The following is a 24,257-nucleotide window of genomic DNA, read 5'->3' as shown; positions in this document are numbered from 1 at the left end:
TTGGATGGAAAAGAGAGGGGGCCATCAATGTTGACGGAATCATTACTTCCTATGGCTATATTGGCCTTAATCCTCTCTTTTGTTCTTTCTGATTTATAAATACAATCTAATCAGAAACAAACTTAAGACGGCTATAGTTCATTACGGCTGAAATTCCTAATCGGAATTTCGAGCCTTTTTACTAAATTTATGGTTACGGCGGAATGATACTCGCGTACCATTCCGTAACGAAACCATAGCCAAGACCGTAGAAGCACATTAAAATGAAATCGATATTATTACTTGTTATGGCGGGATTTTTAAGTTTCATTTCTTGTAAAAAAGGAAGTAACCAGAATGATTTTTGGAATTCAGGTAATTGGAATCGATTTAAATCGGAATTGAAAGTAGCAATTGCAAATAATGTGGAATTTATTAAATCTAAATATCCTGACTTTTATGGATATTCTATACTTCCTGGCGAACCATATAATAATGGAAATGGGTCAGTAATTAATATGCATTTAATCATAGCTTACAATAACATTTCAGACATAAAAGAAGATGAAATCTATTACAAGTATAGCGTAGACGAATGGGAACACTATGACAATAAGTCTTTAGAATCAATAACCCCAATAATCAAAAGTCTTTATTCGGAATTTGAAGCTGTTTATAATGAAAAATCTAATAGCTCTAACCCAAAAGCTGAAATGAAATTAATTAATAAGTTTCAGGGCACAATTTTGTCTGTCCTAAAAGAATTAAAAAATGAGGGGTTATTTAATCTTGAAAAAAACAATCCATTTCTTGTTATTTGGATTTCAGATTCTGAATCAGAAATTATATACAAATCAGTAAAAGAATTGAACTCACAAGACGTAATTGAAGAATTCGAGTATGAATTTCACTAAAGCATACTATGGGATTACTAAATAAAATAATTGGAAACAGAAAAAATGGCAAGTCCGATAACAATGAGTATTCGAAGAATATAAAGAAGAAAACGAATTTGAAAGAACATTTGTTACCAAATAGTGAAGCTCACGGATTCCCAATTCACAAAAGACATCGAGAAAAAATCGTCAATAAGATTGTTGAGATAGATGCAAAGGAATTCGTAGGTTCATTTTTAGAATGTCATTTTATAGATTGTGAAATAAAAATTCGTTGCTCTGCCAAGTACACCTATGTCTTGACAAACAAATGCACATTTGAAAATTGTCTTATTTGGGCGCATACAAAACAAATTGGCGGAAATTGGAATCCAAAATTTAAAAATTGTTCATTTAAAGGACGTTTTGAATTGCGCTTTGAAAATAAATTAATTAATTGTGATTTTTCACAAACCAAAATTAGTACAGTTGGTTTACTTGAAAATAATACTCTAGACGAAATTACTGGAGTGACTTATCCAACTATTGCAATACTTGATTTGAAAAATAATGTATCGGCGCTGGAGAAAATTAAAACAAATGACAATTTTAAAGATTTTATTTGGGCAAGTAAAAGAGATTCTGGACTAATAATTTTTAACATCCAAGAATTTACATGTGAACCAGAAAAATTATGGAATTCAATAAAACACTTGGAATTTATAATAACTAGCCACAATGATGTATAATAGCAATTATGGCGGATAAGACTACGTCCGAAGCCACCCGGAATTGCTGAAGCCTGTGCTAAACGGACAATTAACGCATATTAACCCGTAACTGCGGTTATACGAACCGTTGGCAGTAATGTAAACAAAACGAACACAATCGAAATTTAAAGACCATTGAAAGATTAAAAAACAAATGAATTACATTGTTGAGAATGAAAAATTGACCCTTCAATATATTCCAGGAAATGGAGCTTGGACTTATCAATTGATAATCCCCAACACAAAAAATATCAAAGGAAAATGGGGCGATTTAAAAGTGTCTGGGACAATAGATGGTTATGAAATAAAGAATAAGAATTTAGGACCAGTAAAAAATTCGGACAAAAAAATGTCTGTTAATTCGGAAATTAGAAACGCAATAAACAAAGATGGTGGAGATACTGTAATCGTGACATTATATCTCGAAAATCAAACTGGAACGAATGACAATTCTGAAATTTTGGAATGCTTTAAAGATGCACAAGTTTTGCAAATTTTTGAACGGCTGGAGAAAATAGAACAGACAGAAATTCTAAATGAAATCTGGACTGTTGCCACGGACGACCAAAAAGCGGAAAAAATAATCAAGGCAATTGAAAACCTTGAAAGTAAACGGAGATAAGTGAGTGGAAAAACACTACTGCCAACACCGTATATAATTTATTGCTGGTTTTAGCCTACTTACGAAAATCCTCGCGGACTTTCTATCTGTGTTTATTTGCTAAATTTAGTGCTTAAACACGCAACGAAATCATACACAATCACGTTGTAAGTAATATTAAAAAAAGAAAAATTGACCAACCAAGAAGCAGAATATCTAATGAAGCTGGAAAAAGTCTTAGCTGACCCGCACCAGATAATTGACTTAAAAGATAAAAAGAATCGGTTGGAATTAATTTCACATCAAGATTCTGAAAGAAACTTTTGGGTAGAAATGACTTCTAACCAAAAAATTATTTTAAAAACATCAATTCATCATCTTGAAAGCAACACTTATGTGGGACTTTTACGAATAGATTTCAAAGGAACACATCAGAATCCATCGGGAATAAAAGATACTTTACCTGAATACTTAAAACCCTATGCCGGAAAATGGTTTGAACCAAATGACCATCATATGCATGTATTCGTTGAAGGGTATAAACCACTTGCTTGGGCTATTCCCTTAGCCGATATTGATTTTCCAATTAAAGAAATAAATGATGCATCAGACTTGTCTGATTTAATAACTAATTTTGCAGGACTAATAAACCTTAAATCTCAAATTAACATTCAACAAGCAATACTGTGAATTGGGTAAACACATATGTAGATGATTACTATAAGTGGTTAAGAGAAAAAACTTTTATCCAGCAAGGCTCTACAACGGATTGGTTTCTGATAAATACTCCTTTCATTGGTGCTTTTAATGACTCAATAGAAATATATGCCCGAAAGCAAGGGGACCAATTGACTCTTAGTGATAACGGAGAAACAATGAGCAATTTAGAATTACAAGGTCTTCATATTCAAGGTTCAAAAAAAAGAAGGGATTTATTAGATTCAATTCTTCTAAGCTATGGTTTAAGTTGTGTAAATAATGAAATTGTAGTGGAAACAAATTTGGAGAGTTTTTCGCAATCCAAGCATAATTTTTTACAAGCAATAATAGAGATAAATGACCTTTACGTTTTATCAAAAAACAATGTTGCATCCATTTTCAAAGAGGACGTTAGAAGTTATCTTGACTCTAAAGACATTATTTATACCCCTGACTTTATTTCTAAAGGTGCAACTGGACTAGAATTTAATTTTGATTTTCAAATTGCCCAAAAAAATAAGGAAATCGTAATTAAGTCATTTAATACCGTTAATAAGCAGAATCTTTCAACTTTTCTATTTTCTTGGGAAGATATAAAGCCTGTTCGTGAAAAATCTACAAAAAAGGATGTTAGTGCTATTGCCATCATTAACGATGAAGAAAAAGTTGTCAAGAACGAATTTCTTGATGCTTTGAAATCTAAAAATGCGAATTATATTTTGTGGTCTGAACGAGACGCAAAACCTAGCACGGAACTTTTGGTTGCGTAAAATACTACTTTCAACACAACCTATAAACAATACGGGCTTCTGGCTTAAACGAAAGGTTTGCGTATTTTTATGAGGTCGCGAAATCTTTGGGATTTCGCTTTGACACAAAAAAAGAAAAAACAAAACCAAGAGATTTCGCTATGTGTGTGGCGGAAAGCAAACGCTATTTTGCTCCCGTACTGTTCATAGCCAATACCGTTGGCGAACAGTTGAATGCAACCATTCAATGAAATCATCATCTACAAGCAAAAAGCAATTATGAAAAATTTTATCGGCGTATTTTTAATAACAGTGCTATTTTGCAGTTGTGACCCAGTAGCTGACATGGTAGCTAACATTGATAATCTAACTACACAAGATTTAATCCTAGAATTTATATCGTTTGACCAAAACTTGAACAAAATGTTAGAAATTCCGACTGATGAAACCGCGGTTTTTCAAGAAGTCTTTGATGTTGGTAATGATTTTCTAGAACCTTCTCTTGTTGAATATGATTCTGTTGTAGTTAAAAATAGTGCTGAACAAATCCTAAAGGTTTATAAACCTAATAGTTCTGGCAAAAATATTTACAATATAAATGAATACTGGTTATCGAGCGAACCCTACAAAAGAGGTTTTAGATATGAATATAAAATTTATGATGAAGATTTAGAATAAAAAAAGAAATACAGAATGAAAAAATTAATTACCGCAATATTTATGTTCGCCACGACCTGGGCATTCTCTCAAGATACTGTATATAACCTTTCCTCTTATCTTACAGAGGGCACCAAAGCACCAAATACACATTACATAGGCGAAGCTTGGCTAAACCGAATTATTCACGATGACAGTGAATTGGGCTATAATATCACAAAGGCAACTTTTAAGGCCAACTCAACCTTAGACTGGCATAAACATAGTTCTGCCCAGGTATTAATTGTTGTCGAAGGTGAAGCATATTACCAGGAGAGAGGAAGAGAACCTGTGATTCTAAAAACAGGAGACATTATTAGATGTGAAAAAGATACTGAACACTGGCATTCATCAACCAAAACTAGTGATGTAACCTATTTAGCCTTATATGGTGGCGGCCAACCAACTACTTGGACGGAAGTGGTGACACAGGAATATTACGATGAGGTCGCCGAAAAGCTAAAAAACAAATCATAACCAAAAATAAGATAATAAAAGCGCTTAAGTTTATTTGGTAGTATTTCTCAGAATAGTAATTATACCACCTTTTTTTTGCCAATTATTATTTAGCGAACCTTTTCTGCTTCTTCCAGAGAAAATGCGAGAATTACTTCCTAACAGTATATCCAAGTCCCCATCATTATCGATGTCTTTAGATTTTATAAGCATAAAGCAGTTTTCATTGCTTATTAATGGAGCGTACGCTTTAAATTCTAACTTATCGTCCGAAGAACTTATGTTTTCAAAATAAATAAATGCTTCCTTATCTTTATTTTTGAGTGATGCATAGTAGCCTATGGATGCAATGTCTATGTCACCATCATTGTCATAATCAGCACAAGCTGTACCGTAAGCCCCTTCTTGTCTATGAAACCAAACTTGATTGTATTTATGGTTTCCCGTGTTTTCAAAAATTCGAATCCCATGATATGGTTTTAGTGCGCTAGTAAAGTCTTCACTATCACCACTAGAACAAATAATATCTTCGTCACCATCGTTATCAAAATCTAATAATTCAAAGTGCGTTGTTCCATAATAAGATGGTAACGATACTAATTGACGCTTTTCAAATTTAAAATCACCTTTATTTATAAAAAGTTAAATGCTTTCATCTTCTTGGGCAATCAGCACGTAAAAATCTTTTAAACCATCGTTATTAATGTCTCTTATTACAAAATCTACGGCTCCTGATTTTGGATGTAGATTAGTTTTTACAAGCTGACCATTATTGGTATACACATTTATTCCTCCAAGGTATTTGCCAAACTCAGAAACCAAAAAATCAGCAATGCCATCGTTATTAAAATCATCTAAAACAAAATCTACTGGTCTTTGCAAGTTATCTATAAACGGTTTTGGACTATCCTTTAGTAGCGATATACTTCCTGTAGGTTCATCTACATTGTACATACGACCCATGCTTAGCAACAATTCTACCCCATCTTTAGATGTAACATCAACTAACGGATAATTTAATTGATAGCTTTTTAGTGGGGTACCAGATGAATGAATTTTACCATAGTACGAAGCTCCTTTATCTGTATTAAATCCTACTTGATAACTATTATTACTATAATTTAGGTAGGTAAGTCCACCCCCAAAAGTTTTCCACGGTAAAACTTCATGTTCAAAAACATCAGTTTCAGGATATAGTGAAAGCTCTTGTTCAACAGGAAGATTCTCAGGAGAATTTTTATCGTAATAATCAATAATGGATTGCCATTCATAATCAGAAATCATGGCTTCTGAAGGAAATAACCCAGATTCATCTAAACGTTTTTTTACCACCTCATTTTTAAAATCACTTAGCGTTTTACCTTTAGGTGCTTTTCCTAAATGAAAACCCATATAAGGAAGCACTTCTTTCCAATAGCGTTTGGGCATAACACTAGGTTCTGGAAATGAATGACATCGAACACAATGTATTTTTGCCAATTCTTCGCCTTCTGTTTGAATAACCTCATTGGCTACAATAAGTTCTGTTTTGTCTGATTTACAACTAAAACAAACTATGATAAATAGTATAAAAATACTTTTTAAAGCCTTTTCCAAAATTTTTATTTTAAAATTCGTAATCTCCGCTGTTGATTTTACTACCAATATTAGAATTTTTACATCATCAAAAACAATTTTTTATTGTTTCCGCTTTAATTGTATTAACTACTATTTTAGAAGTGTCAATTCATGCGTGTATTTTGTGTCAACTTGGGAAACATACTATAAACTAAACTCTTTTACTCCCCTTTTAAGACCTGTGCTGTTTTATTTGCAAAACAATAAATTAAAGAAGTGCAATAGTCATGTTAAAGCCAATAAGATTTGAAATTGATTACTAAAAAATGCTAATTTTTTTCTTTTAAATTATTGAAAATAATTAAATAATTATATGTATTATTTCTTATTGATGAATCATTGGGCTTTCTGCAATAGAAAGCGGATGCCGTATTAATTTTCTTAACAACTAAGAATTACATTTTTGCGTTGAGTAGTTATGAAACAAAAAAAGTTCTCTTAGAAAGTTAATTTTCTTAGAGAACTTTTTTTGTTTTATTCGTCGGGATGACAGGATTTGAACCTTACCCAATAAATGTTCTTATATCAATTAGTTACGAATTCAAAAACTTAACTGTTGACCGATTTGTTGACGGTATTTTAAATGAACTTAGAGTAAGATGACTTACTTTCTGATACCATAAAGATATTATTTATCATTTTCAAAATAATGGGGTTCAAGTTAAATTTTATTAAACTCATATTTTTTTAGGAAATAAAAGTGCTTTTATGGTTTGTTTGTGTATGGTTTAGATTGATTATTTTTCAATGTTAGTTTTATAGGATTAATTGGATGGTGTTAGTTAATCTCAATTTTCATTAAGTTTACATTTAGGAGAATATACTCATGAAATCGTTTTATCTCGCATTATGTATTTTACTTGCTTTGTTTTTTCTTTCTTGCACAGGGGAAAAAGACGAAGGTAAAATCCGCATCGGTTTTTCACAGGCCATGTCCAACGATAATTGGAGACGTTCCATGAATAACTCAATGAGGTTACAAGCCTCTTTGAATCCTAAAATCGATTTGATCATTAAAGACGCCAATTACGAAGTAGCAACTCAAATTGAGCAGATAGAAAGCCTTATTGCCGACAGCCTTGATGTGTTGATCGTTTCCCCGATCCAATCAAAGCCCGTTACTTCGGTAGTACAAAAGGCACTCTACGCCGGTATTCCTGTTTTGGTAGTTGATAGAAAAACAGAAAGCCAGCAATATACTGCCTATTTGGGTGCAGATAATATTGAGGTTGGAAGAAACGCGGCAAAGGAAATCATTGCATCTAATATTAAAGACTCCATTAGAATTATTGAAATAAAAGGTCTGGCCGGATCTTCTCCTGCCAAGGAAAGAGGCATGGGCTTTAATCAAATAATAGATCAGTTTGAGAAGGCACAGATTACAGCAACGATTGAAGGGAACTGGGAAAAAGAGTCTATTCAAAACAAGTTTAGACAACTATTAAATGATGATATTAAAGTGGATTATGTGTTTGCCCACAACGACAGAATGGCGGTAGGCGCATGGGAGGTCGCTCACGAGTTGGGAATAGAAAATGAAATCAGTTTTATTGGAGTTGATGGTCTTGCCGGAACCAATGGGGGAATTCAGGCTGTAAAAGATGGAGTTTTGAAGGCAACGGTTCTCTACCCTACCGGGGGTGATGAAGCTATTAAATTGGCTTTGAAAATCTTTAACAAAGAAGCTATACCAAAGAATAACATCCTCTCAACGACTATTATCAATGAGTTGAACGCGGATATTATGAACAACCAATTTGAAAAGATAAATGAACAGCAAGATCAAATGGAAGAACAATTGGCAGCAATAAAAAAACAAGAAGAACTCTATTATTCGCAAAATAACCTTCTTAAAATTACAATGGCGTTGTTGGCAATTATCTTAAGCCTTGCTGTATATAGTGTATATTCCATTTTTGCAATTCGAAAGAAAAATAAGCAATTGGTATTGACGAACGATAAGGTTACCGTACAGCGGAATCAAATCGAGAAAATCGCGAAGGAAGTAAAAATAAGTAATGAGGCGAAACTTAATTTCTTTACAGGTCTTTCCCATGAATTTAAAACTCCCATTACTTTGATTTTAAGTTCTGTTGAATCCATGAGCGACTTTGTCAAGGAGAAAGGCTCAAAAATGCGTAACGAATTGGAGCTGATACACAACAACTCTAATCGACTGTTGAGATTGATCAATCAATTACTTGATTTTAGGAAAATTGAAGACCGTAAGTTCAATCTAAAAGCGTCCAAAACCAATTTATACAGTTTTTCAAAAATCATTTTTAAAGATTTTGAACGAGAAGCGAAGAAAAGTAATATAGATTTCAAATTGACTTCCAATAATGAAGCGTTGGATGTTTTCATAGATAGGAATTTAATGGACAAAGTATATTTTAACCTACTTTCCAATGCCTTTAAGTTCACTCCTGATAATGGAACGATTGGAATTCATATTGAGGACGATGATAAAAAAAACATGGTTGTCATCCGATTTAGAGATTCAGGCATTGGAATCCCTCCGAACGAAATTGATGGAGTATTTCAAGCATTTTTCAAAGGTTCGAACAACAGAAAGAACAGTTCTGGAATAGGTCTTCATTTAAGCAAGGAATTTGTGGAGATGCACAAAGGTACCATTCAAGTGAATTCCCTTCATGGCACAGAGTTCATTATATCCCTATACAAAGGTCAGGCACACTTTGATGAAACGGAGATTATTTCAGAACAAGATTTGGTCGATTCCAATATTATCGATTTTTCTTATGACCATTTGATTGACGATAATTACTTAATACAAGATCCGGGAAAAAACCAAGAAAAATATTCCGTATTAATTATAGAGGATAACAAGGATTTATCACAGTTTCTCAAAAACAAATTACAATTGGAGTATGATATCCATCTATCCGATGGCACGGATGCCCTTGAGAAAGCCTTTGAAGCTGTCCCTGATATTATACTCTGCGATATCAATCTGCCGGATAAAGATGGTTTCGAAATCTGTGAAATTCTAAAAAGGGACTTACGAACCTCCCACATACCAACAATAATACTTACCGCTTTGGGCAATAAGGAATCTTACATCAAAGGACTTCAATCAGGAGCAGATTTGTATCTGACCAAACCCTTCAGCTATTCTATTTTGGTTCAGTCAATCAAATCTTTGCTTTATAATCGACAGAAACTTCGGTATTACTATACCAGTAACATACATAAAATTGAAGAACTAAATACCTTTGGCAATATAGAACAAAAATTTATCAACCAATTGAATTCCCTTATCAATGAAAATTTGGGAAATTCTGACTATTCGGTTGAAAACCTAGCAGAAGACCTTACTATCTCAAGGGTGCAACTATACAGAAAAGTAAAGGCGATGATGGGAATTAGTATAAGTGATTATATTGGTAACATCAGATTGGAAAAAGCCAAAGTGATGCTCGAGACTGGCTCATTAACGGTAGCCGAAATTGCATATACCAACGGATTTTCTTCTCCAAATTACTTCTCAACCGCCTTCAAAAACAAATACGGCACCTCTCCCATAGCGTTTCGGAAATCTATCTAGTTTACATTTCATACTATCCTTACCTCGTAGTCCCTTTTGAATGTATCAATTTTAAATTTCATGTAACATGAGTGTAGTTAGTGCGTTTAAGCCCATGTTAAAATTCTATTTTTAAGTGCTGTTTATCAAGCACTTATCATTTTAAACATGCACCTTAACAAAAACATAACATATTGATACATCATCAAAATACCCTCTTGTTTTTTACGAATACTTTAGTAATTATACTAGAGAATTACGATTATGAAAAAAATATGGGTTTGGTCTATTACCGCAGCATTGGCAGGTTTCCTGTTCGGATTTGATACGGTAGTTATCTCTGGAGTAGATAAAAAGTTGCAGGCCTTGTGGGGTTCATCAGATGTTTTTCATGGTACTATAGTTATGGCGATGGCATTATGGGGTACTGTAGTAGGTGCAATTTTAGGCGGAATTCCCACGAACAAGATAGGCAGGAAGAAAACATTATTATGGATAGGAATACTTTATACTATATCCGCTCTTGGTTCTGCATTTGCCAATGATCCGATCACATTCGCCATTTTTAGATTTATAGGTGGGCTGGGGGTTGGTGCATCTACCATTGCTGCTCCTGCCTATATATCTGAAATAGCACCTGCCAAGGACAGGGGAAAATTAGTGGCCCTTTATCAATTTAATATCGTGTTCGGAATTTTGATTGCCTTCTTTTCCAATTATCTATTAAATGGTATAGGTGAAAACGCGTGGCGATGGATGGTGGGTGTTGAAGCCATACCTGCAATTATTTATACAGTCTTCGTATTGAGCGTTCCAAAAAGCCCTAGGTGGTTGTTGACCAAAATGCGGAACGAAGAGGCAAAAAAAGTGTTGCAATTAATCAATCCTGATCAGGATCCTGAGGTACTGATGTTAGAACTAAAGACCGAAAGTGAGAATACTGTTTCGAGAGAGAATATTTTTATTAAGAAATACCGATTCCCTTTATTATTGGCTTTTTTCATCGCCTTTTTCAATCAATTGTCAGGCATAAATGCCTTTTTGTACTATGCGCCAAGAATTTTCGAAGAAGCTGGCCTTGGTGAGAGCACTGCTCTTTTAAGCAGTATAGGAATAGGGGTGACCAATATGATTTTTACTCTTTTAGGGGTATTCCTCATTGACAGGCTAGGAAGAAAACAATTGATGTACGCAGGTTCTATTGGCTATATCATCTCTTTGACTTTGGTGGCCTGTGCATTCTTCCTGAATTGGGAAGGTATGGCCGTGCCCATTTTTCTTTTCCTTTTTATTGCTGCACATGCAATAGGCCAAGGCACCGTGATTTGGGTATTTATTTCAGAGATTTTCCCGAATCATTTAAGAGGGTCCGGTCAATCGTTCGGTAGTTCGGTGCATTGGATTTTAGCCGCTATCATACCCTCGTTAGTTCCCGTGTTGTTTACCTCGATCGGAGCGGGTACCGTATTTGCTTTTTTTGCCTTTATGATGTTCCTACAATTGCTCTTTGTGATTTTCGTAATGCCAGAAACCAAAGGTATCTCGCTAGAGGAACTTAGTAAAACACTAACAAAAGGAAGAAAGAATACAACCGATGATCTTATAGGTCTTGATGAACAAAAATTAAACTGAAGTATTGTAAAGAACCAACAAATATGAAAAATAAGATATACAAGTTCGTGATGACAATAGGAATTTTCGCAATGGTCTTTTCTTGCAAAAATACAACCGACAAGAAAGCTGATCAGGTTCAAAATGGACAAGATACTGTTGCCATTTCCAATGAAGACCTCTACCGCCCAAACTTTCATTTTTCGCCCGAGAAAGGATGGATGAACGACCCCAATGGTATGTTCTATTATAATGGATATTACCATCTCTATTTTCAACACTATCCAGATGGTACCACTTGGGGGCCAATGCATTGGGGGCATGCCATTAGTACGGATTTGTTTAATTGGAAAGAGCAACCTATCGCTTTGTTCCCAGATGAACTAGGCTATATATTTTCTGGTAGTGCTGTGGTAGATATTGAAAATACGTCAAGTTTTGGTGTCGATGGCAAAACGCCTATAGTGGCAATCTATACCAGTCATGATCCCAAAAAGGAAAAGACGGGTGACATAGATGTGGAAAATCAAAGTATTGCCTATTCCTTGGACGAAGGTCTTACATGGACAAAATATGAGGGTAATCCGGTTTTGAAAAATCCAGGCGTTAGAGATTTTAGGGATCCAAAAGTTAGTTGGGATGATGAGAGGAAAAGATGGAACATGGTTGTAGCTGCGGGCCAAGAAATTCAATTCTACATTTCCAAAGACCTAAAATCTTGGGAGAAACTTACAAGTTTTGGGGAAGGAATAGGAAATCATAGCGGCGTTTGGGAATGTCCAGATCTATTTCAATTACCGGTTATTGGCAGTTCAGAAAAAAAATGGGTCTTGTTGGTAAGTATAAATCCTGGCGGCCCTAATACAGGCTCTGCAACCCAATATTTTGTGGGTGATTTTAATGGTTCAAATTTTATTGTTGATGAATCATTTAAAGAAGAAATGAAAAGGGAACATAGTTTTTGGGTAGACCATGGCCGAGATAATTACGCAGGCGTTACTTTTTCAAATATTGAAAACAAAGATGGCGGCAAGCTGTTTATGGGATGGATGTCTAATTGGCTATATGCCAATGAGGTGCCCACTGAAAAATGGCGTAGTGCCACAACTACGGCAAGAACATTAGAATTAGTTAAAGGTAAAAATACATACCGTCTTATAGCGAATCCTGTACCTGAATTACATGAGTTTAAAAGCAAAAAGCTTGAAAGTTTAGATGTTGTATTGGAAGGAAATACCCTGCTGACCACTTCTAAGGCAATCGATTTTACAAGTGCCCAAATTAATTTTAAGGTTGAAGATTTAGTTGATGGCGTTTATACTTTTGAACTTTCCAACAGTGAAGGCGATAGTTTACGTTTCGGTTATGATGCCACAAAGGGTAATTATTTTGTGGATAGAAATAAGGCAGGAATTACTGATTTTTCTAACAAATTCAGTGACAGGATTGCTACAGCCCCAAAAATCGCTACTCAAAAGGATTGGACAGGAACAATAGTCCTTGACAAAACTTCCATAGAATTATTTTTTGATGACGGCCAAACCGTAATGACAGAAATATTCTTTCCAAAAGCCCCATTCGACAGTCTTTATTTTGAAGCTCCATTAGAAGAATCCAAACTCGATTACATAGAAATACATCAACTTAAATTTAACTTAAACTAAACAATTATGAAATTAAAACTCTTGCTATTATTAATGGTAATTGTTCCTATAGGTCTATTGGCCCAGGGACAAATTACAGGTACGGTCACCTCCTCCGATGATGGTTTTCCTCTACCTGGAACTTCGGTAATTATTAAAGGAACAACAACTGGTACCACCACTGACTTTGATGGTAATTATAAATTGAACGATGTAGCTGGTGATGCCACCCTTGTATTTAGCTATATTGGATTTACCACCATTGAAGTTCCCGTGAACGGCCAATCACAGATAAATGCTGCGCTACAAGAGGATGCACAACAGCTTGATGAAGTCGTATTGACAGGATATTCCACCGAACGTAAGGTAGATTTGACAGGAGCTGTAACCGTAGTGGATATTGCCCCAATAGAAGGTCAAAGTTTAAGTTCTGGTAATGCCATGCAGGCCTTACAAGGACGAGTCGGTGGTCTTTTTATAGAAAAATCCGGTGATCCTACGGGGCTGAACAGTAGAATACTTATACGGGGACTAACCACTTTAGGGAATAATGACCCGCTTTACATCATAGATGGTGTGCCCACAAAAAGGCAAGAGGTATTCGCAAGTTTAAATCCTGCTACAATTGAATCCATTCAAGTGTTGAAAGATGCTTCCGCCTCTTCAATATATGGGTCAAGGGCTGCAAATGGGGTTATCGTTGTAAGTACAAAAGGAGGTCTTAAAGGAGAACGTCTTACGGTTAGTATCAATTCCAATCTATCTGTACAATCAGAGCGTAAACAACGCTATGAAATGTTAAATTCCCAGCAACGCGGTGAAGCTTTGTGGAGAGCATCCGTAAATGATGGCGCAGATCCAAATGCGGGCTATGGTGAAATATACAATTTTGATTGGAACAATGATTTTACTAATCCAGTTCTTAACGGTGTAGCTGTTCAGCCTTTTGTTGGTGGGAACCCAGATGTACCGGCGGGTAATACGGATTGGCAAGACGAAGTTTATGAAACAGGATATGTTTTCAATAACGAAGTTACCGTTTCTGCGGGTTCGGAAAAATCCTCTTTATTGATAAATCTAGGCTATCTAAAGAATACTGGTATGTTAAAGTATACTGGTTATGATAGATATACTGCAAAAATTAATGGTACCACTAACCTTTTCAACGACAGGGTGAAATTTGGTGTTAATACTCAAATTTCAACATCCAATGAAACCTTGGTTGCAAGTGATGTTGGTGGTGCACCCACTACAGGTTTGTCTATTACCTTGGCACCAACAATTCCTGTATATGATGCGAATGGTGAATTTGCTGGGCCTTTGGGAGCGGGGTATTCAGATAGGAACAATCCGTTATTGATGCAATATTTGAACAGATGGGACAATGCTACTAAAAACAACTTCTTTGGAAATGTTTTTGCTGAGATAAGTATTCTTGATAACCTAAAATTTCGCTCTAGTTTAGGCATAGATTTCAGCGACTTCAAAAGGAAAAATATAGAGCCAAAAGTATTTAACGGTTTTGTTACTCGAAGTAATAACAGGTTAATTTTTGACACCAATAAATTGAGAACATTAACTTTTTCAAATACGTTGAATTATAATTTAGAAGTTGGGAAACACAGATTTGGAGCGCTATTGGGTATTGAGTCTATAAGAGAAGATTTTGATACTATTTTTGCGCAAGCAGATGATTTTGCAGTAGAACAAGAATCTTATTTTGTGCTTTCCGCCGCAACCGGTGCGAGAACAAATAATGGTATATCTACCCAATACAGCCTCGCTTCACAATTTGGGAAATTAAACTATTCATTTGATGATAAATACTTGGCATCCTTTACAATCCGTAGAGACGGTTCCTCAAGGTTTGGAGCTAACAATAGATATGGTATTTTTCCGGCCGCAACTTTGGGTTGGAGAATTAGTCAGGAAGATTTTTTAAAGGATAGTGAATTGATTTCCAATTTAAAGCTTAGGGCAGGTTATGGAGAAGTAGGAAACCAAGAAATTGGTAATACTGCAAGATTCGGTTTATACGAATCAAGATATGGTCAAAACCAAGCACAATTGACCGGTGGGTTTTTTGAAATTTACTATAATGTTGGTACAGCATATGACATTAATGGTAATAACACAGGTACATTACCATCAGGTTTTGTTTCTACTCAAGCACCTAACCCTAATTTAAAGTGGGAAACTACCAAAGAATGGAATTATGGTATCGATTTTGGGTTTTTAAATAACAAAATAAGCGGTTCCTTCGATTATTTTACAAGGGAAACTACGGATATTTTGACTACTCCTCCAATTGCCTCCGTTATAGGCGAAGGACAACAACGAGTATTGAACGGTGCCGCAACGGCCGCTAAAGGTTGGGAATTTAATGTTGGATATTCCAATGTTTGGGATAATGGATTTTCTTTAGGGGTTTCTACAAATTTTGGTGCCTTCAAGGATGAAATTACCTTTCTACCAGAAGAAGTTAGAGCAGCATTTCCCGGTACTGCCCAAAACTCAATCCTTGGACAGTCGCAAACAGCTATATTCGGTTATCGTACAGACGGACTGTTTCAAAGTCAGGCAGATGTTGATGCACATCCCACAGGAGGTGTACAAACTGGTAATGCTAGACCAGGTGGTATAAAAATAGTGGATGTAGACAATAATGGCGTTATCGATAGTAATGACCGTGATTTTATTGGTAATACCCTTCCTGATTTGGAGTATGGTATTCGATTGGATGTAGGTTACAAAAATTTCGATTTTTCAGTCTTCGGTTCAGGAGTTGCAGGTCGTATAGGAGTTGATTCCTATATGTTTTGGAACAATTTTGTTCAAGGAAGAGATAATGCAGGTCTTGGAGTCTTAAACGCATGGACACCACAAAACACAAGCTCTACAATACCTTCATTATCATTGGTGAACAATTTTACGGATACTTCAGACTATATCTTTAGAAACAATTCCTATTTTAAAATTAGAAATTTACAAGTAGGATATTCATTGCCAACTGATATTTTAGGTAAGATGGCAGGTATGACCGGACTTCGAATCTATTTACAAGGGGAGAATTTATTTTGGTTTACTCCTAAAGGATATATAGGAGCCGATCCTGAAAGAATAGATGTAAATAGAATTCCCGTACCTACCGTGTATTCCGTAGGCTTGAACATTAACTTTTAATAAAAAATTGACAATCATGAAATATAATAAAATATTAGTTATAGTGATGTACACAGCCTTAGTGTTCACTTCATGTTCCGATGACTATTTGGAATATGAACCAGAAGGTGTTTTGTCTAGTGAAAACGTGGCAACTGCTGAGAATGCAGAATCTTTGGTCATTGCTGCATATGCAGGAATTGCAAATGATGAAATGATTGGACCATTAACACATCAATGGGTTTATGGTAGTGTACGTTCGGACGATGCCTATAAAGGTGGTGGTGGCCGAGGTGATGTTGACGTTGTTGATAAATATGAACAATATAATCTCACTATCGCAGATATGGGAGATTGGATGGCACCTAGAACGTGGACCGATTATTATAAGGCGATTTCTAGGGCGAACTTTGCACTATCTGTAATTAATGATATCCCGGATGGTGAATATGCTCAAAAAACTACTAGACAGGCAGAATTACGCTTTCTAAGGGCTCATTCTCATTTTATGCTTAAATTAATTTTTAAGAAAATCCCATATATCACGGAAAATTTAACACAGGAAGAGATTGCTCAAACTTCAAATGATGTGGATAATGATGCGTTATGGAATACGATTGCTGAGGATTTTCTTTTCGCGTATGACAATCTACCACAAGCTCAAGATGAAGTGGGTAGGGCAGACCGAAATGCAGCTGCAGCTTATTTGGCAAAATTACGTTTATATCAAGCTTATGAGCAGAATGACCAACACCAAGTAACCAATATTAATACCGCACGTTTACAAGAGGTGATTGATTACGCTGATGAAGTTACCGGGAGTCTACAACCGGATTTTGGAGAAAATTTCTTGGATGGTTTTGATAATGGACCGGAATCTATCTGGGCGGCCCAGTTTTCTATCAATGACGGTACAACCGTTGGTAGAGTTAGTTTCGTAACTGGTTTAAATTCGCCACACGGCACAGGCCTTTATGGGTGCTGTGGATTTCATTTGGCCAGTCAGAATATGGTGAATTCATTTAAGACTGATGCTGCGGGATTACCACTGCTAGATACCTTCAACGATACTGACATTTTCACCAATGTAGACGCCAATGGCACAACACCTCCCGACAGTGGTTTGAGTGTTGACCCAAGGATTGACCATACTGTGGGAATACCGGGAAGACCGTTTAAATACAGAAATACGGTAAGTGAATCAGGAGATATGGTTTATAATTTCAGTTGGGCCAGAGATCCTGGTGTTTATGGTTATTTTGGAAATATGAAAGAGCAACAAGCTCCTGATTGCTCGTGCTATGTAAAAGAAGGGCCATTTGTAGGTACATCAAAGAATGTGGATTTTATCAGGTATGCCGATGTTCTTCTTTGGAAGGCTGAAGCCTTGATTCAATTAGATCGATGGAACGAAGCTTTGCCCATCATAAATCAAGTCAGGAGTCGTGCTGCAGCAAGTACACAAAGACCGTTGGATGCAGGTGCAACAGATATTTACGCTATTGGAACTTATAACTCCTTCCCAACCAAGGATTTTGCATGGAAGGCATTAATGTTCGAAAGAAGATTGGAGTTTGCCATGGAAGGGCATAGGTGGTATGACTTAGTTAGATGGGGAATTGCGGAGGAAACACTAAATGCATATTTGGCAGAAGAAAAGACTAAAAGAGATTTTCTTGCTAACGCCAATTTTACAGCAGGTAGAGATGAATATTATCCTATACCACAGAGGGAAATCGATTTTACAGGAGGTCTTTATGTTCAAAATCCAGGATATTAAATTTTCAAAAAACTGTATAATAAGTTGAGTTAGTTTTGTTAGTTTGAAAGGCACGGGATTTCTTTCCCGTGCTTTTTTAAGTTTTAAATGACACTATGGAAATCTTAGGATTAGATATCGGTGGCTCGGGAATTAAAGGGGCGATAGTAGAAACAGAAAGCGGAAGATTAATTTCAGAAAGACTCTGGCTTGCGACTCCGAAGCCCGCACTTCCCGGAGCAATAGCAAAAACAGTTGAAGAATTAGTTAGTCGGTTAAATTGGAAGGGTGTTATCGGTTGCAGCTTTCCCATGGTAGTTGTTGATGGTAAATGTAAGACAGCAGGAAATATGACCAATGACTGGGTAGGTGTACAAGTTGATGAACTCTTTGAGGCCGCATGTCCCAAGACCAAATTCCATTTAGGAAATGATGCCGATTTAGCGGGTTTGGCGGAAATGCAATTAGGTGTTGGCAGATGTCTAAAAGGTAAAGTGATTATGGTAACCATTGGCACAGGTTTGGGCACAGGAATTTTTTACAATGGTATTTTAATTCCAAATATCGAAATGGGCCGTGTATTATATAAAAATGGAGAACCAATTGAATTTTTTGCTTCTGGACTGGCAAGGAAAAAAGATGGTTTGAAATTGAAAGAATGGGCAGGGCGATTTGATTACTTCCTTACACATTTGAAAAGGGTAACATCTCCAGACCATTTTATCATTGGAGGGGGATTAAGTAAGAAATATGAAAAGTTTAGTAGGTATTTGTCAGTTGATGTTCCCTTACGAGTGGCCCATTTTGAAAATGATGCCGGTATTATTGGTGCAGCACTTTATGCAGAATATCAATTAAACTCTAGTGACTAAATCAAAGAATTCTAAAATTGTGTTTATGAGTTCATAACATGGACACCATCTGTTCTTTTAAACGGCCGTTAAAAAGAACAGATCCAGGAAATCGGTAAAATCCTGTAAAAGGTTCAATTCTTAAGACCATTTTTTTAAATATGAATCCGCAAATAAATGAACGCCTTACAATCGCCGTTTTTAAAGGGTCACCCTCTTCTACATGTGATATAATCCCATTATCCTACTACTTCCTTTTTTGTTATAAATGGCTGACTATAATGCCGTTGCCCCGTGGCTTTATATAAGGCATTGGCTACCGCACCGAAAACAGGGGGAAACGGAGGCTCACCCATACCTGTTGGGTCAATTTTATTCTGCACAAAATGTACGTCGATTTCTTTCGGTGCCTCTTTCATGCGGATCATTTGATATTGGTGGAAATTGTTTTTCTGTGGCACCCCATCCTGAAAGGTCAATTCCCCATAAAAGGCGTTACCAATACCATCGGTAATGGCTCCCTCGGCCATGTTTGTTGCTGCATCAGGATTTACCACCACTCCACAATCAATGGCACAAACTACTTTTTCTACTACGGGTTTACCGTTCTCCATCTTTAAATCCAGTACATGCGCCGCATAGGAGTTATGGCAAAAATAGGCCGACACTCCTCGATGTTTCGTTGCATCATTTTCTTTCCAAGCCGATTTTTCACGAACCAATTCCAGGACTCCGGCGTACCTATCAGCATCATAATCATTCCGTTCGCCTACAGGATTTTCCTTGGCGCGTTTTAGCAGGTCCAAGCGAAATTGAATGGCGTCCTTGCCCATGGTTTCAGCAACTTCATCCAAGAACGCTTGTTCGGCACCGGCCATAAAATTAGATCGTGGAGCTCTAAAGGCACCTATGGAAATGTTGGAATCAATGGTCCACTCTTCTGCCATATAATTATCAATGGCCCCTGCCGGAAAACGATTGGCGAACAATGGACTCTCCGGCACTCCGCCAGCCTTCACATGTAATGCCGTTAAATTATTGTTTTCATCAAAAGCCGCGCGATAGGTTGCGTGATACGTTGGGCGATAAATACCATTGGTCATATCGTCTTCACGGCTATATACTAACTTGATAGGTGCATTGACTTTTTGTGAAATCAAAGCCGCTTCCACCACAAAGTGGGCATAGGCCTTGCGGCCAAAACCACCGCCCATTCTTGGAAGGTCCATCTCAATATTCTCTTTCGGTATTCCCAGACTACTAGCAATTGTAGGGATGATAAAAGACGGAATCTGTATTGGTGCTGCAATTTTCGCCTTATCGCCTGCTACATGGGCAAAAGCATTCAAGGGCTCCATGTTATTATGAGCAAGAAAAGGCGCCGAGTAACTTCTTTCCAAAATTTTTGTTGCATTTTTGAAGGCTACTTCTGGATTTCCATCTTTTCGGACAACTTTTCCCGGTTTTGCAGCAAGTGCTTCCATTTTTGATTTATGGGTCGTGGTAGATTCCAGTCCTGCGGGTATGTTAATCGTTTGTTTTCCACCAAACCCAGCGATTGTTTCCGAATAGGCGGTAATGGGTTGCCATTCAACTTTTAATTTCTTTTTAGCTTGCATCACCTCCCAAGTAGAGTTGCCCACTATCGCAACCAATTCAGGAAAAGCGTTGGTGTCGAAACCGCCTTTTTCATATCCGTCCTTAAAACTCTTGATCGTAACCACATCCTTGATTCCAGGCATAGCTTTGGCCGCTTCACCATCCACTGATTTTAAGGTCAAACCAAAAGCTGGTGGATGTTCGATCATGGCGATCAACATTCCTTCCTCTTGAATATCCATGCCAAATAAAGGCCTACCGGTTACAATGCTTTTTGCATCTACATTTTTTTGCGAACGGCTGACCAGTTTAAAATCCTTTACCTCTTTTAGTTGTACTTCTTCGGGTACGGTAAGTGTTGCTGCAACTGAAGCCATTTCTCCGTAACCGGCCGATTTTTTAGTGGCTGCATGTTGCAAAACTCCTGCTTCTGCGGTAACCTCTTCCTTGGGTACCTGCCAGGTTTCTGCCGCCGCCGCTATCAACATCTGCCTTGCGGTTGCTCCGGCCATTCTAAGCGGTTCCCATCGGGCACTTATTCCCCTACTGCCCCCCGTAAATTGAAATCCATATTTGTCCGCATGATAGGGCGCCTGTTCAACCAGTACATTTTTCCAATCTACATCTAACTCTTCTGCTACCAACATGGGCATAGATGTCCTGATATTCTGACCGAATTCCGGATTGGGCGTATAAATGGTTACAACCCCGTTATCCCCAATTTTCAAATACGAATTCATCTCGAACCATTCTTTGGGCATTTCCCTAACCGCCATCTCTTTTGCCTGCTCAGATTTGCAGGAGTTTAAAATACTAAAGCCAAGTACCAAACCGCCACTTGCCAAACTTGTATTCTTGATAAAGGCCCTACGTCCCATATGCGTCTTTAGCTTTGTCATCTCCTAATTTTTTTGATTAAACGTTTTCCGAACTAGCGGCTGTTTTTATTGCTTTTTTGATTCGCGTGTATGTACCACACCTACAGATATTCCCGTTCATAGCGCTTTCAATTTCTTCGTCCGACGGATTGGGATTCCTTTTTAACAAGGCCGAGGCCGACATTATCTGCCCTGCCTGGCAATATCCGCATTGGGGTACATCGATTTCCAGCCAAGCTTTTTGTACAGGGTGATCACCATGTTCCGACAGTCCTTCAATGGTCGTGATTTTTTGCTCCCCAACAGCCGAAACAGGTAATTGGCAAGAACGTACCGCATTGTCACCTAAATGCACCGTACAGGCACCACATTGAGCAATACCGCAACCATATTTAGTACCTACCAATTTAATATGGTCTCTTAGCACCCAAAGCATAGGTGTTGCCGGGTCAACGTCGACTTCTTTCGTTTCTCCGTTGATGTTTAAGTTGAATATTGCCATTTTTAAAAAATTTACTTAAAAATAAAGATTATATATTGGGTGTTGCTTACGAAATTCAAACAGTTTTTACCTACTTAGTCAAAATCTTAATTGTTTTTAGTTTTTGATAGTCAGTGGTTTAAGCTTTTCAAGCCATTCCACAAGTAATTCCTTCACTTCTACTTTACGGTTCCCTTTTATGGCCAAGTAAATTCCATCTCTCTCAATACCCCCGGTTACCGCAAACCCTTCTAAAATGTTGCAATCGGAGCAAAGGCTTTCCACCGTTCGAAAGGTACTGCCAATACCGTACCCAGCATTGGTGTTAAAAGGAATGACCGTTTTATCCTTAAGGTCGTGCCGGGTCAAAAAGCTTTTAATTGGTGGAGGCAGTTGCATTCCCCATGTGGGGAAGCCTAAAAAAACGGTATCATACTTGTCCATATTTATCTGTGTTTTTAGGGGCGGAAGAAACCCGGTACGATTTTCTTCTGCCACTTGTTCCACAATCGACTTGTAGTTTTGCGGATAAGGATTTTTTAATTCCAGTGCCACCAGATCACCGCCCAAATTTTCATGGATCATTTCGGCCACAACCTTAGTATTGTTTGTTCTTGATAAATAGACAATCAATATGTTGTCCGCTTTATTCTCGTACCCTTGGGCACTACACCATCCGGATACCAAGAAAATAATAAATAGTAAACGAGATATTATCATTTTTTAATTTTCAATTTTCTGAAATCTGTTGGCGTATGTCCTACATGTTTTTTAAAAAAGGTGCTAAAATGATTTACTTCCCTAAATCCTAAGACTGTAGCTATGGTAGTAATTGACCAGTCATTTCTTTTGACCAATGCCCTTGCTTCCTGAATAAAACGTTCATTTATATTTTGGGTAGTCGTTTTTCCAGTATACAACTTGACGGACCTATTCAAGTGATTTACATGAATATTTAAAATATCCGCAAAATCTGAGGCTTTGCGCAACTTTATGGGTTGTGTGTCCTCTGTAATGGGGAATTGTCCGCTCAGTTGCATCAAAAAATTTTGGGCTATTTGAATATAGGTTTTTTGATTTGTTGAGAGGGACGAATCCATATTTTCAATATCGATAACTACAGTTTTTTTGACGTATTCTTCTATTGATCTACCAAGGCAGTTTCCGGCCCACGGACACCTACCAGTTGTATCTTCTCCAAAGCATTCCTGAATTCCTTTAATTCCGTATCGGAAAAAGTAACGTTCAGTGCACCTTGGTTCTGTTTCACATGATGCAGTTTCGTAGTTCCTGGAATAGGAACAATAAAAGGTTTTTGTGCCATGACCCACGCCAATGCTATTTGGGCCGGAGTGGCATCCTTTTTTCGACCCCATTCGCGTACCAGCCTGAGCACCTCCATGTGAGCTTCAATAGCTTCTGGTGTAAAATAGGGTACTTGAGATAAGCGGGAGTCACTAGAAAAACGGCTATGCTCGTTGAACTTATCGCCTAAAAATCCACGACAGACCGGTCCCCATGGCACAAATCCTATGCCCAATTCTCCACAGGTATCTATTACTTCATTTTCAAGGGCACGCTGAATAATGGAGTATTCGCTCTGAAGGGCAGCAACGGGCTGCTCGGCATGGGCCTTTCGAATGGTCGTTGGTGAAACTTCGGAAAGTCCGAAATGGAGCGCCTTCCCTTCCTTTATCAAATCCTTGACCGTTCCGGCAACCTCTTCAATCGGAACGTTTGGATCCAAACGATGCAGATACAACAAATCGATTCGATCGGTACGAAGGCGTTTCAACATGCCCTCTACAGCGCTTTTAATATGCTCTGGCTTGCTATTTCTACCTGCCCTTTTTCCATTTGAAAAGTCAAACCCGAATTTACTGGCAATGACCACGTTGTCCCTAATGGGTTGCAGTGCCTCGCCTACCAGTTCCTCATCTGTAAACGGGCCGTACACTTCGGCGGTATCAAAAAAGGTAACACCCAAATCATAAGCCCCACGGATTACGGGAATCATATCCTTGGTATCTCTTGGTGGATTGTAGCTGCCACTTTTCATGCTCATACAGCCCAGACCGATTGCCGAGACCTCAAGTGCGCCCAACATCCGCTTTTCAGGGTTGGAAGCTGCTTTTAAACCCTCAATTGTACCAGGTGAATTTTTCCCATTGGCAAAGGCCATTGGGCCTGCCACCATACCCGCTCCCAGAAGGGCGGATTTAGATATAAAATTTCTTCTGTTTACTGAATTACTATTCTTTTCCATGCCAATATGCTGTTATCG

20 protein-coding genes are annotated in these 24,257 nt (G+C 37.4%); 13 read left to right on the top strand and 7 right to left on the bottom strand.

Annotation, left to right across the window (positions count from 1 at the left end; genetic code table 11):
• The first annotated feature begins 263 nt into the window (after window positions 1–263).
• The 7 genes from H5V42_RS10040 to H5V42_RS10010 all read left to right on the top strand — a co-directional run bounded on the left by H5V42_RS10040 (window position 264) and on the right by H5V42_RS10010 (window position 4,846).
• On the top strand, window positions 264–893 hold the full coding sequence (locus H5V42_RS10040; RefSeq protein ID WP_185783023.1) for a DUF4303 domain-containing protein: 630 nt from the start codon (window positions 264–266) through the stop codon (window positions 891–893).
• Between the two features lie 8 nt (window positions 894–901).
• Window positions 902–1,603, top strand: coding sequence for a hypothetical protein (locus tag H5V42_RS10035; protein ID WP_185783022.1), 702 nt, complete (start codon window positions 902–904; stop codon window positions 1,601–1,603).
• A 175-nt stretch (window positions 1,604–1,778) separates the two neighbouring features.
• Complete coding sequence (locus tag H5V42_RS10030) at window positions 1,779–2,246, top strand: DUF1905 domain-containing protein (RefSeq protein WP_185783021.1); 468 nt, start codon at window positions 1,779–1,781, stop codon at window positions 2,244–2,246.
• Between the two features lie 171 nt (window positions 2,247–2,417).
• Window positions 2,418–2,915, top strand: a complete 498-nt coding sequence (locus tag H5V42_RS10025; RefSeq protein WP_185783020.1) for a DUF6978 family protein — start codon at window positions 2,418–2,420, stop codon at window positions 2,913–2,915.
• The gene (locus H5V42_RS10020) at window positions 2,912–3,694 is read left to right on the top strand and encodes a DUF1829 domain-containing protein (RefSeq protein WP_185783019.1); all 783 of its coding nucleotides are present in this window, start codon (window positions 2,912–2,914) and stop codon (window positions 3,692–3,694) included. Before H5V42_RS10025 ends, H5V42_RS10020 begins: the two co-directional genes overlap by 4 nt.
• Before the next feature lie 258 nt (window positions 3,695–3,952).
• The gene (locus H5V42_RS10015) at window positions 3,953–4,351 is read left to right on the top strand and encodes a hypothetical protein (protein WP_185783018.1); all 399 of its coding nucleotides are present in this window, start codon (window positions 3,953–3,955) and stop codon (window positions 4,349–4,351) included.
• A 15-nt stretch (window positions 4,352–4,366) separates the two neighbouring features.
• Window positions 4,367–4,846: a cupin domain-containing protein gene (locus H5V42_RS10010; RefSeq protein ID WP_185783017.1), complete on the top strand. Its 480-nt coding sequence runs from the start codon at window positions 4,367–4,369 to the stop codon at window positions 4,844–4,846.
• Between the two features lie 30 nt (window positions 4,847–4,876).
• Here the strand turns inward: H5V42_RS10010 and H5V42_RS15395 are convergent, their stop codons facing one another.
• On the bottom strand, window positions 4,877–5,461 hold the full coding sequence (locus H5V42_RS15395) for an FG-GAP repeat domain-containing protein (RefSeq protein ID WP_185783038.1): 585 nt from the start codon (window positions 5,459–5,461) through the stop codon (window positions 4,877–4,879).
• A gap of 6 nt (window positions 5,462–5,467) precedes the next feature.
• Complete coding sequence (locus H5V42_RS10000) at window positions 5,468–6,421, bottom strand: FG-GAP repeat domain-containing protein (protein ID WP_185783016.1); 954 nt, start codon at window positions 6,419–6,421, stop codon at window positions 5,468–5,470.
• Window positions 6,422–7,268: 847 nt separating this feature from the next.
• Here H5V42_RS10000 and H5V42_RS09995 point away from each other — a divergent pair.
• The 6 genes from H5V42_RS09995 to ppgK all read left to right on the top strand — a co-directional run bounded on the left by H5V42_RS09995 (window position 7,269) and on the right by ppgK (window position 19,036).
• A complete protein-coding gene (locus H5V42_RS09995) occupies window positions 7,269–10,010 on the top strand; it encodes a hybrid sensor histidine kinase/response regulator transcription factor (protein WP_185783015.1) in 2,742 nt (913 codons plus the stop codon).
• A gap of 243 nt (window positions 10,011–10,253) precedes the next feature.
• Window positions 10,254–11,621: a sugar porter family MFS transporter gene (locus tag H5V42_RS09990; RefSeq protein ID WP_185783014.1), complete on the top strand. Its 1,368-nt coding sequence runs from the start codon at window positions 10,254–10,256 to the stop codon at window positions 11,619–11,621.
• 23 nt (window positions 11,622–11,644) lie between these two features.
• A complete protein-coding gene (locus H5V42_RS09985) occupies window positions 11,645–13,264 on the top strand; it encodes a glycoside hydrolase family 32 protein (protein WP_229665657.1) in 1,620 nt (539 codons plus the stop codon).
• Between the two features lie 6 nt (window positions 13,265–13,270).
• Window positions 13,271–16,426, top strand: coding sequence for a SusC/RagA family TonB-linked outer membrane protein (locus tag H5V42_RS09980; protein WP_185783013.1), 3,156 nt, complete (start codon window positions 13,271–13,273; stop codon window positions 16,424–16,426).
• 16 nt (window positions 16,427–16,442) lie between these two features.
• A complete protein-coding gene (locus H5V42_RS09975) occupies window positions 16,443–18,185 on the top strand; it encodes a RagB/SusD family nutrient uptake outer membrane protein (RefSeq protein ID WP_185783012.1) in 1,743 nt (580 codons plus the stop codon).
• 95 nt (window positions 18,186–18,280) lie between these two features.
• A complete protein-coding gene (gene ppgK, locus H5V42_RS09970) occupies window positions 18,281–19,036 on the top strand; it encodes a polyphosphate--glucose phosphotransferase (RefSeq protein WP_185783011.1) in 756 nt (251 codons plus the stop codon).
• 218 nt (window positions 19,037–19,254) lie between these two features.
• Here the strand turns inward: ppgK and H5V42_RS09965 are convergent, their stop codons facing one another.
• The 5 genes from H5V42_RS09965 to H5V42_RS09945 form a co-directional block, all read right to left on the bottom strand.
• Entirely contained in the window at window positions 19,255–21,513 is a 2,259-nt protein-coding gene (locus H5V42_RS09965) for a xanthine dehydrogenase family protein molybdopterin-binding subunit (protein ID WP_185783010.1), read from the bottom strand.
• Window positions 21,514–21,529: 16 nt separating this feature from the next.
• A complete protein-coding gene (locus H5V42_RS09960) occupies window positions 21,530–21,994 on the bottom strand; it encodes a (2Fe-2S)-binding protein (RefSeq protein ID WP_185783009.1) in 465 nt (154 codons plus the stop codon).
• A gap of 96 nt (window positions 21,995–22,090) precedes the next feature.
• Window positions 22,091–22,693 carry a flavodoxin family protein gene (locus H5V42_RS09955; protein WP_185783008.1) on the bottom strand — a complete coding sequence of 201 codons (603 nt, stop codon included), beginning with the start codon at window positions 22,691–22,693 and terminating at the stop codon, window positions 22,091–22,093.
• The gene (locus H5V42_RS09950; RefSeq protein WP_185783007.1) at window positions 22,690–23,073 is read right to left on the bottom strand and encodes a helix-turn-helix domain-containing protein; all 384 of its coding nucleotides are present in this window, start codon (window positions 23,071–23,073) and stop codon (window positions 22,690–22,692) included. Before H5V42_RS09950 ends, H5V42_RS09955 begins: the two co-directional genes overlap by 4 nt.
• 41 nt (window positions 23,074–23,114) lie before the next feature.
• Window positions 23,115–24,239 carry an aldo/keto reductase gene (locus H5V42_RS09945; protein ID WP_185783006.1) on the bottom strand — a complete coding sequence of 375 codons (1,125 nt, stop codon included), beginning with the start codon at window positions 24,237–24,239 and terminating at the stop codon, window positions 23,115–23,117.
• Between the last annotated feature and the right edge of the window lie 18 nt (window positions 24,240–24,257).

It is taken from the genome of Croceivirga lutea, from assembly GCF_014235875.1.
In the GTDB taxonomy this organism is placed as follows: Bacteria; Bacteroidota; Bacteroidia; order Flavobacteriales; family Flavobacteriaceae; genus Croceivirga; species Croceivirga lutea.
The sequence above is the reverse complement of the archived record's forward strand: the minus strand, read 5'-3'. Positions and strand labels throughout refer to the sequence as shown.

What these genes read in the sequence shown, in the direction of transcription:
- H5V42_RS09995 (WP_185783015.1), top strand. Translation starts at nt 7,269, where the DNA reads ATGAAATCGTTTTATCTCGCATTATGTATTTTACTTGCTTTGTTTTTT.
- H5V42_RS10030 (WP_185783021.1), top strand. Translation starts at nt 1,779, where the DNA reads ATGAATTACATTGTTGAGAATGAAAAATTGACCCTTCAATATATTCCA.
- H5V42_RS09960 (WP_185783009.1), bottom strand. Translation starts at nt 21,994, where the DNA reads ATGGCAATATTCAACTTAAACATCAACGGAGAAACGAAAGAAGTCGAC.
- H5V42_RS09955 (WP_185783008.1), bottom strand. Translation starts at nt 22,693, where the DNA reads ATGATAATATCTCGTTTACTATTTATTATTTTCTTGGTATCCGGATGG.
- H5V42_RS10040 (WP_185783023.1), top strand. Translation starts at nt 264, where the DNA reads ATGAAATCGATATTATTACTTGTTATGGCGGGATTTTTAAGTTTCATT.
- H5V42_RS09990 (WP_185783014.1), top strand. Translation starts at nt 10,254, where the DNA reads ATGAAAAAAATATGGGTTTGGTCTATTACCGCAGCATTGGCAGGTTTC.
- H5V42_RS09985 (WP_229665657.1), top strand. Translation starts at nt 11,645, where the DNA reads ATGAAAAATAAGATATACAAGTTCGTGATGACAATAGGAATTTTCGCA.
- H5V42_RS09965 (WP_185783010.1), bottom strand. Translation starts at nt 21,513, where the DNA reads ATGACAAAGCTAAAGACGCATATGGGACGTAGGGCCTTTATCAAGAAT.
- H5V42_RS09980 (WP_185783013.1), top strand. Translation starts at nt 13,271, where the DNA reads ATGAAATTAAAACTCTTGCTATTATTAATGGTAATTGTTCCTATAGGT.
- H5V42_RS09950 (WP_185783007.1), bottom strand. Translation starts at nt 23,073, where the DNA reads ATGGATTCGTCCCTCTCAACAAATCAAAAAACCTATATTCAAATAGCC.
- ppgK (WP_185783011.1), top strand. Translation starts at nt 18,281, where the DNA reads ATGGAAATCTTAGGATTAGATATCGGTGGCTCGGGAATTAAAGGGGCG.
- H5V42_RS10010 (WP_185783017.1), top strand. Translation starts at nt 4,367, where the DNA reads ATGAAAAAATTAATTACCGCAATATTTATGTTCGCCACGACCTGGGCA.
- H5V42_RS10035 (WP_185783022.1), top strand. Translation starts at nt 902, where the DNA reads ATGGGATTACTAAATAAAATAATTGGAAACAGAAAAAATGGCAAGTCC.
- H5V42_RS10015 (WP_185783018.1), top strand. Translation starts at nt 3,953, where the DNA reads ATGAAAAATTTTATCGGCGTATTTTTAATAACAGTGCTATTTTGCAGT.
- H5V42_RS09945 (WP_185783006.1), bottom strand. Translation starts at nt 24,239, where the DNA reads ATGGAAAAGAATAGTAATTCAGTAAACAGAAGAAATTTTATATCTAAA.
- H5V42_RS09975 (WP_185783012.1), top strand. Translation starts at nt 16,443, where the DNA reads ATGAAATATAATAAAATATTAGTTATAGTGATGTACACAGCCTTAGTG.